Consider the following 7,638-nt stretch of genomic DNA (forward strand, 5'->3'; position numbering starts at 1 on the left):
GGGCCAGCGCAAGCAGGGCCTTGTGGCCCAGCCGCGGTGCTACAAGAACGTCACATCCAGCGGCCTCGTGTCCAGACGTTCTCAATGGGGTTGAACTCGGGGCTGTAGGGCGGGAGATAGAGCAGGCTTGCCCCGGCGGCTTCGATTGCAGCCCTGACGCCCGCGCCCTTGTGGCTGCCCAGGTTGTCCATGATGACGATGTCACCGGGCGCCAGTTCGGGTACCAGCACCTGGTCGACGTAAGCCTGGAAGGCGACGCTGTTGATCGGCCCATCGAGCACCATTGGCGCCACCATGCCGCTGTTGCGCAGCCCGGCGATGAAGGTTGTGGTCTTCCAATGCCCCTGTGGGATCGCTGCCCGCAGGCGCTGGCCACGGCGGGACCGCTCATGAGTGCGTGCCATCTTCGTCGACGCCCAGGTTTCATCGATGAACACCAGACGGTTCGGTTCGAGGTCAGGCTGGGTCTCAAACCAGTCCCAGCGCCGTTTCAGGATGTCCGGACGGTCCTGTTCCGCGGCATACGCCGTCTTTTTTTGCGCGTGATCTGGCGCCGCTGAAAGAACCGCCAGATCGTCGTGATGCCTGCCGCCACACCGGCCCTGGCAAGCTCGGCTTGGATCTCCGTCAACGCGATGTCAGACTTCCGCTCGACGAGCGCCAGGATCAGCGCTGCGTGGTCTTCAATGCGCGAGGACCAACGGTCGCCGCCCAGCGGCCCGGGCGCGACTGACCCCGCCTCCCGTGACAGAGCGCGCCAGCGGATTGCGCTGGAGACACTCACCCCAAAGCGGGCTGCCGCCGCCCGGAGGATGCTCCTGCCGCTATTGCCGCCACCACTCGCTCGCGCAGATGCACCGACAGTGCCTTCGACATGCCCGTCGCCCCTTCAACACCGGGACAACTGAATCACCTTCCGCCCGGCGCCGGGATCACAAGCGATTCAGTCAGGCTAAAAACCGCTCTAGTCTGCGGATTAACCAGATATTTCAGGCGCTCATAGGGAAAGAAAGCTATGTAGAAAGCTAGCTTTCTTTCCTTCATTAGGCATCATCCGGCGCGCTGCGCTTGGCTCGCCACCAGTAGCTATGCAGAACAGCCCTTGAAGATATCAGGGAAAGCTAGCTAGAAAGCTAGCTAGCTTTCTAGAGGTGGTAGATGATCATCATGGTTGGTGGCGAGAAAGGCGGAGTGGGTAAAACCACCCTCGCCACGCATCTCGCGGTTGCGCGCAAGGCGCTGGGCGGCAGCGTCGTTCTTGTGGATGCCGATAGCCAGGGAACCTCATCTACCTGGAGCGATGCCCGCAAGGAGCATCCGGAGGTGCCGCAGGTTCCTTGCGTCTCCCTCCGTGGCGGTAAAGTTCATGTCGAACTGAAGGAACTGGCCAGGCATTATGACGATGTAGTTGTGGATACTGGCGGCGCGGATAGCCAGGAGTTCCGCTCGGCAATGCTTGGCGCCGATATCCTGCTCATGCCGCTCCGCCCTGGCAGCTTCGACTTCTGGACCCTGCTCAAGATGCAAGAAGTTGTCACCCTGGCGGAAGGCTTCAATGATGCGCTGAAGGCGGTTGTTGTGCTCTCTCAGGTGCCGCCATCCGCCATTGACCGTGCCCGCAAGGAGGCGACCGACATCCTGGCAGATATGCCACGGTTCAAGCTGCTCAAGACGCTCACAGTTTTCCGGGCCGCCTTCAACCATTCTGCGGGCGAGGGGCTGACCGTGGACGAGATGCCGCGTCGTGATGCGAAGGCCTGCTCTGAGGTCGCATTCTTACATGACGAGCTGTTCGGGGAAGCCTGACATGGCCATCAAGATGCCGTCCAAGCGTCCGCCGCAGCGCCCGGAGGACTTTGTAGCGGAAGCCACTGCTGCGCCAGTCGCTCCGGCCCTCCCCGATCTTCCATGGCTGGATCCTCGTGTGCGGCCAGACCTGCGGCTTCAGCTTAACGCAAAGCTACCTGAGCCTCTGATGCTACAGCTTGAGTATCTGCATAAGGCGCTCGGTCGCCCGAAACAGGTCATAATTGAGGAGGCCCTGAAGGGCTGGGTGCAGAAGCAACTCCGCTCCATGGATCTTCCAGAAAGCTAGCTATCTAGCTTTCGTCCAACCTTAAGTATTTTCAGACTTTAGCCGAAGTCACCCGAAGAAAGCTAGCTAGCTAGCTCGTCGCAAGCCTGATGAGGCTAGCTAGCTTTCTAGCTTTTCTCCCGAAAAACAGGTACTTGCCAGACGATATTCTGAGGGGCTTGATGGCAGAGGCCAGGGCATCCCGTCCTGACAGCGAGTCGAAACAAGAAAGGAGCCGCCCCAGCAGAACCGCCAGAACAACCCCTTTCCGTAATCATTGCCTATCCCGCCTGCCAGGGCGGAACGAGCGAACCACTAGACTTCTAACGCTCAAGATAGGCACCAGCGCTTTGAACCGCAAGATTCGCGGAACGGGAAACTGCGTCCTGTTGGCGGCCCAGGAGCATGGGCATGCCTGCCTCATCACGCCCGGCGCGTGCCGGGTCCGTGCGCGTTGCCGCCTGGCAGCGCCAACACCTCGGCGATGCTGACCGCCGCCGCATCATGGAGGCTGCACGTCGCCTGGAGCGCCGCAGCCACCAGCCGGGAATGCATGGGGGAGCCCTGCGTCGCACCGGGATCATCGTGCTCTGGACGCTGCTGTATCGCGGCCCCTCGCGGCATGGGGTCTGTGACCCCAGCATTGGCCAGCTGGCGGAATGGTCGGGTTGCGCCCGGTCCACCGTGCAGCTCGCCCTGAGCCGCATCGAGGCCGCCGGCATCATAGGCCATGTGCGCCGGGGCGTGACGGTCGCCGGCCGCTGGTGCCAGTGGACAAGCGCCTATTTATTCGCCAGCCCAGAGCAATGGGCCGCAAGCGATACCGAGGCTCGGCCAGCCGAAGTCTCTCTGGAGAAAAAAAAGGCTTTAGAGAGGGGCAGGAGAGGGGAGGGCAGCACCCTGCCGGCGGCCCAGCGCCAGGCACTGGCGGCGAAATGGGGGCTGGCTATGGCCTAGCCAAGCCGTGGTGGCAGCGGCAGGTCGCCGTGGTCCAACCAGCGGTCGATCAGGGGGAACCAGGCCTTATGATGGCTCAGGTAGGTGCCATCGAGCGGGTGACCTGGCATCACCAGCCGGTTGGTCCTGCCCCAGGAGCGCACCGTGGCGCCGCGGTAGCACCAGATCTTCCAGGGGCCGTCCTCTGCCAACTGGTGCGGCAGGTGGGGCGGCGGCAGTTCGGGGGAGGGGTGGGCCATGCCACTTATCTAGCACACGCTAGGCGTTACCTGCGGCTGGATTACGGCAGCCAAGCGAGGGCACGGCTGGCAGCACGATAAGCCGGGGTTTATCGTGCTAAAGCGCTCGATAAGGACGCCCGAAGGGGTGGTGAGCAGATCTAACCCAACTCAGCTAGGACGAAGCGGACTCGGTCCTCTACCGGACTCTTCGGGAGGTGTATCAGCTCGTAGCCGTAGCCCGTGTAGGCATCGACCATTGCCTTGTAGGTTGCCTGCGCCTCTTCGGGTGACTGCTTGCGTTCCGCATCCTGGCCGAAAATCTCTGGCCAGGGCGGCGCGATGAAAACACGGCGGTTGTATCGGAAGGTATGGGCTGCCTGCTGGACATGCGGCGGGACCGGCAGGCCGCACAGGGTCAGGTATCCCAACAGGTCTGGGATGCCGCGGTCGAACAGGACGACTCCGACGTGATCGCGAGCCTCCCGGTGGGATCGAAGCTCCCAACCCAGCATCAGCTCCGCGAAGCCGAGGCGGTCGTCCCACGGCAGGGCGGAACCGCCGATCGTCACCTGATCCTGGATGACGGCCCTACCAGCTTCGGGCATCGTTCGCAGTCCGCAGGCCTTCAAGGCTTCGATCAGCGTGCTCTTACCCGAGCCCGGACCACCTGTGACCACGAAGAACCGTGACTGGTCCTGCAAGTCGATCTCCTCTGCTTGGTCGATGTAAGGCAAGGGGGCAGAAAGCGGACCTAGCGGGTGACCAGGAAACCCCAGACGAACAGGAGGGACGCGGCGGAGCCGAGGATACTCCGGACGCCGTGTAGGCTGCCCCAGCGACCCAGCAGGCCACGGCTTCCCGCCCCCGCTTCCTGCGGCGTCATCGCCATCAGGCGCTTGTTCGTCGGCATGATGATCAGCATCGTGAATGGCCAGTTCGCGAGCAGGAGCAAGCTTCCTGCCATCCACTGCCACTCGCGGAGCTGGTACCAGGACAGGAGCCCAGCGACCCCGCCCAGCATGGCTAGGCTAGCTTGGATGGGCAGGGCACGTTTGTAGCTAGGCTGCCACTGCGCAAGCAGGGGCGCATCCTCCAAGCCCATCCTGGCGGGATGCTCGATGAGGCTGATGTAGAGTGCAGCCCCGGCAAAGAGCGTCGCAAGGACAAGGGCAACAAGGCCAGCGACCACGTGAATTCTCCTCTGGTTCGCTGTCGGGAGGCGCGACCACACCTGATGCGCCACCCCGACGCTGGTCAGATCGACGCCGAGGCTGAGAAGAACCCGTTCAAGGACGGGCGCAGGAGCTACCAACCTGCGACCCTATTTCCGGCAGCACCATGATGCCGGACACCGACTAGCATCGCAACGTTCCGCAGGACCGCTTTGGGTCGCCTGCGGCACCCCGACCCGGCCTTTCGCGCTGGTCAGCGTAGGAAACGAACGCTGTTGGCCGCCGCGAGAGTTCAGAAGTGTTTCCGGAAGAAGATGCGGCTGTGGCCTGGCGGATAGTCGTCAATCAGGCCGAAGCGCTCAAAGCCCTGCTTTTCATAGAAGCCTGGGGCTTGGAAGCTATGCGTATCCAGCCAGGCGCCGATGCAGCCACGCCTGATAGCTTCCTTCTCTGCCAGCTGCATTACCGCTGAGCCAAGGCCCTGTCCCCTATAAACCTCGGGCACAAAAAGCAGCTCGATTGTCAGCCACTTCCATGAGGTTCTGCCCCAGAGGCCACCTGTCACCTGCCCAGTAAGGGGATCTTGGATCAGCACTCCCAGAGGGGTGCGCTCATGGTCCCCCACTTTGCTGACATTGAGGGCGACCAAGGGGTGGAGGATAGCTGGATAGGCAGCTTCATCAGGCTCGCTGGTCAGGACCAGCCCGGGCCTCACGGCTTCCATGTCGGGAGCCTACGGCGGCCGATCCAGCGTGAGAACGTCGAAAAGGCAGATCCGCTTAGGGTCGAACCCCGACAAGCTGCCGATTGCGGCAGGGACTGGCCAGTGGCGCGATGGGCACGCCGGCTAGGCGTTATCGTGCTGCGATCGCCGCCTAGCGGGACGGTAGGAAGCCTTACCCGCCCCTCCCGCTGCGCCGCCTTGACGCAGAGGAGGCTGAAAGCACAAGCTGGCGTCGAGATTCCTTACAATTTTCCTTGCCACGCCGATCTATCTCCAGCTTAGTCTTTGTTTCCGAAGCCGAATCGACTTTGGCCCGTCTCTTGCTGGCTGGGTTTCCACCTTACAGAAGAAGACGAGCATGAAGTGGCTTCGTAATCTCGTTATTGCAGCAGCTGCGCTGACCGCCACGGCTACGGGCGCCAGGGCCGATGTGATCTTCGACTTCCTCCAAGTCGGACCGACCATGAGCGCCGACCAGGGCACCGGCTACCCTGTCGCCAGTGAGACGCAATTCTCCGGGCGCCTTACCGTCTCGGATGAGGAATACGCCGCAGGCTTCAACTTCAACTATCAAGTAGGCTCAGCGAATAACCCTGCTCTGAGCGCGGCGGAACTGGCTGCGTTGCCCGATCTGCAGTTAGCGCTGACTGCCGGAGGTTTCCAACGAGTCTTCGATAACGCATATCTTCTCGGCTATCATAATCCGATATTTCTAGTGAGTTATAACTTCAGCGCTGAACCCAAAGGCGCGCTTGAGGCCTTTGTAACGATACGGGCACCCGGAAGCCTGTTTCGATTCAGCGTCCGTGAGGAAGGCACCTTTACTGCTGAATTCGGCAGTGACGATCACTTTCCCATGCCAGGCTGTATCGCGGACATCTGCAATGCGCAGGGCATTGTGACGGTGAGCAGTCCGACAGCCGTGCCGGAACCAGCCTCCATGGCGCTATTCGGCGTGGGCGTGGTCGGGCTGGGGATGATCCGCCGGCGCCGCGCACAGGCCTAAGGCACGAGAAAAGCCCGGCGGAGCGTAGGTTCCACCGGGCTTCCTGTATTGGCGTGCTCGTGCAAGTGCGATGATCCGCTGTCGCTCTCCCGAAATGCAGTTCAGCCAGCACCGGTTCTCAAGATAGCCCCAGCTGGGCAACCGCTAGATAGGGCGGGAGTCTGCTCAGGGACCCGAACTCCGACATAGATCCCGATTGCCGCGACCGGTTGGCCAACAGCTGGGGGAGCACGCTGGCTATGAGTTATCGTGCAAAACCTACCAGATCTCCTACGTCAGCATGGTCTAGGCGCACAGGGCGACGTCGTGCAGCATAGACAGTAATGACGGACGACGACAGCAAGCCACTCCCCACCACCGGCACCTCGGAATCTGCGGCATGGTTCCGCGCCGAGCTAGAAGCCTTAGGTCAGACACAGGCCGGCTTCGCCAAGTGGATGAAACGGCGGGGGGATGACCGGCCGCTTGCGAACATCGAACGCCACATTCGGCGCATGGCCAGCGGCGCGAACCGTGTGTCTGGTGAGATGCGCGTCATCCTGAACATGATGCGCAAAGGTGTGGCGAAGGCCGAGAAGGCCGCCCAGGCCCGTGCTGCCCAGAAGAGTTCTGGCAGCGAGCAGATCCCGAGTGGAGCTGATCACGAAGGGTCAGAGCAGGCTGCGCCTGGACCTAACGGCCGCTGATTGCGGCAACCGCCACTGGCCTGACCGGTGAGCACGCCGGCCCTTTGATTATCGTGCTGCGGAGAGCCGTGGCCGTCGGCGGTGCCAGCGACTGCGGGCGCTTTAGCATGGCCTAAGCCAAGCACCCCACACTATGAGAAAATTGCATTGGAGGTGATTGACACCTGAACCAGCTTGTTGCGAAACGTATCTGTTAGTTCATGGGCGGCCGTGGGTAATAGGCGGCACAACTGTAAGGTCTGAATGAATGTCAGCTCCGCAGACACGCGTGATTACATTTGGGACTTACGATCTATTCCACATCGGCCATCTCAATATCCTGAAGCGCGCCGCCGCCCTGGGTAACCACTTGATTGTCGGTGTCTCCACGGACGCCCTGAACTTTTCCAAGAAGGGGCTCAAGCCGGTTTTCCCGCAGCATGAGCGGCTGGCCATTGTCGAGGCCCTGCGCTGCGTGAACGAGGCTTTCTACGAGGAGAGCCTGGAACTGAAGGCCGAGTACATCAAGCACTACAAGGCCGATGTGCTGGTGATGGGCGATGACTGGGCCGGGCGCTTCGATCAGTTCAAGAGCCTCTGCGACGTGGTCTATCTGCCGCGGACGGAAGGCATTTCGACAACAGACATCAAGCAGGGTTTGGCCATCCCGGCGAAAGTATAGGCAGCTTCCTCCTAGAGGCATTTTCAAGCGGCCATGCTAAACACGTACGGTCTGGTTGTTGATTTTCGCTGAGACCTGACCCGGCGTTTTCATCGAGAAATGACCCGGCCAGGAATATGTCCTGCGGGCTGTGGCCG

General features: G+C 61.6%; 11 protein-coding genes. 6 read left to right on the top strand and 5 right to left on the bottom strand.

What is annotated here, in order from left to right; translation table 11 throughout:
• Positions 1-50: 50 nt before the first annotated feature.
• Positions 51-572 carry an IS630 family transposase gene (locus EBE87_RS27095; protein WP_120640658.1) on the bottom strand — a complete coding sequence of 174 codons (522 nt, stop codon included), beginning with the start codon at positions 570-572 and terminating at the stop codon, positions 51-53.
• 586 nt (positions 573-1,158) lie between these two features.
• Here EBE87_RS27095 and EBE87_RS27105 point away from each other — a divergent pair.
• The 3 genes from EBE87_RS27105 (at position 1,159) to EBE87_RS27110 (ending at position 3,031) form a co-directional block, all read left to right on the top strand.
• Positions 1,159-1,806, top strand: a complete 648-nt coding sequence (locus EBE87_RS27105; RefSeq protein WP_120640656.1) for a division plane positioning ATPase MipZ — start codon at positions 1,159-1,161, stop codon at positions 1,804-1,806.
• 1 nt (position 1,807) lies between these two features.
• Positions 1,808-2,095 (top strand): hypothetical protein, encoded by a 288-nt coding sequence (locus EBE87_RS28855; protein WP_147426206.1) that lies wholly within the window; start codon positions 1,808-1,810, stop codon positions 2,093-2,095.
• A gap of 390 nt (positions 2,096-2,485) precedes the next feature.
• A complete protein-coding gene (locus tag EBE87_RS27110) occupies positions 2,486-3,031 on the top strand; it encodes a helix-turn-helix domain-containing protein (RefSeq protein ID WP_147426205.1) in 546 nt (181 codons plus the stop codon).
• Here the strand turns inward: EBE87_RS27110 and EBE87_RS27115 are convergent.
• The 4 genes from EBE87_RS27115 to EBE87_RS27130 form a co-directional block, all read right to left on the bottom strand.
• Positions 3,028-3,270: a hypothetical protein gene (locus EBE87_RS27115; protein ID WP_120640654.1), complete on the bottom strand. Its 243-nt coding sequence runs from the start codon at positions 3,268-3,270 to the stop codon at positions 3,028-3,030. The genes EBE87_RS27110 and EBE87_RS27115 overlap by 4 nt on opposite strands.
• Positions 3,271-3,410: 140 nt before the next feature.
• The gene (locus EBE87_RS27120) at positions 3,411-3,986 is read right to left on the bottom strand and encodes an AAA family ATPase (RefSeq protein ID WP_233553442.1); all 576 of its coding nucleotides are present in this window, start codon (positions 3,984-3,986) and stop codon (positions 3,411-3,413) included.
• Positions 3,987-4,003: 17 nt separating this feature from the next.
• Positions 4,004-4,441 (bottom strand): DUF1772 domain-containing protein, encoded by a 438-nt coding sequence (locus EBE87_RS27125; RefSeq protein WP_120640652.1) that lies wholly within the window; start codon positions 4,439-4,441, stop codon positions 4,004-4,006.
• Positions 4,442-4,716: 275 nt separating this feature from the next.
• Entirely contained in the window at positions 4,717-5,148 is a 432-nt protein-coding gene (locus tag EBE87_RS27130; RefSeq protein WP_120640651.1) for a GNAT family N-acetyltransferase, read from the bottom strand.
• Between the two features lie 358 nt (positions 5,149-5,506).
• Between EBE87_RS27130 and EBE87_RS27135 the strand changes: the two genes are divergently transcribed.
• From EBE87_RS27135 to EBE87_RS27145, 3 genes are all read left to right on the top strand, one after another.
• A complete protein-coding gene (locus tag EBE87_RS27135; protein ID WP_120640650.1) occupies positions 5,507-6,154 on the top strand; it encodes a PEP-CTERM sorting domain-containing protein in 648 nt (215 codons plus the stop codon).
• Between the two features lie 323 nt (positions 6,155-6,477).
• The gene (locus tag EBE87_RS27140; RefSeq protein ID WP_120640649.1) at positions 6,478-6,840 is read left to right on the top strand and encodes a hypothetical protein; all 363 of its coding nucleotides are present in this window, start codon (positions 6,478-6,480) and stop codon (positions 6,838-6,840) included.
• 247 nt (positions 6,841-7,087) lie between these two features.
• Positions 7,088-7,501: an adenylyltransferase/cytidyltransferase family protein gene (locus EBE87_RS27145; protein WP_120640648.1), complete on the top strand. Its 414-nt coding sequence runs from the start codon at positions 7,088-7,090 to the stop codon at positions 7,499-7,501.
• Positions 7,502-7,638: the final 137 nt, after the last annotated feature.

This window comes from Teichococcus wenyumeiae (assembly GCF_003696345.1).
Taxonomy (GTDB): Bacteria; Pseudomonadota; Alphaproteobacteria; order Acetobacterales; family Acetobacteraceae; genus Pseudoroseomonas; species Pseudoroseomonas wenyumeiae.

What these genes read in the sequence shown, in the direction of transcription:
- EBE87_RS28855 (WP_147426206.1), top strand. Translation starts at nt 1,808, where the DNA reads ATGGCCATCAAGATGCCGTCCAAGCGTCCGCCGCAGCGCCCGGAGGAC.
- EBE87_RS27130 (WP_120640651.1), bottom strand. Translation starts at nt 5,148, where the DNA reads ATGGAAGCCGTGAGGCCCGGGCTGGTCCTGACCAGCGAGCCTGATGAA.
- EBE87_RS27140 (WP_120640649.1), top strand. Translation starts at nt 6,478, where the DNA reads ATGACGGACGACGACAGCAAGCCACTCCCCACCACCGGCACCTCGGAA.
- EBE87_RS27110 (WP_147426205.1), top strand. Translation starts at nt 2,486, where the DNA reads ATGCCTGCCTCATCACGCCCGGCGCGTGCCGGGTCCGTGCGCGTTGCC.
- EBE87_RS27105 (WP_120640656.1), top strand. Translation starts at nt 1,159, where the DNA reads ATGATCATCATGGTTGGTGGCGAGAAAGGCGGAGTGGGTAAAACCACC.
- EBE87_RS27115 (WP_120640654.1), bottom strand. Translation starts at nt 3,270, where the DNA reads ATGGCCCACCCCTCCCCCGAACTGCCGCCGCCCCACCTGCCGCACCAG.
- EBE87_RS27135 (WP_120640650.1), top strand. Translation starts at nt 5,507, where the DNA reads ATGAAGTGGCTTCGTAATCTCGTTATTGCAGCAGCTGCGCTGACCGCC.
- EBE87_RS27145 (WP_120640648.1), top strand. Translation starts at nt 7,088, where the DNA reads ATGTCAGCTCCGCAGACACGCGTGATTACATTTGGGACTTACGATCTA.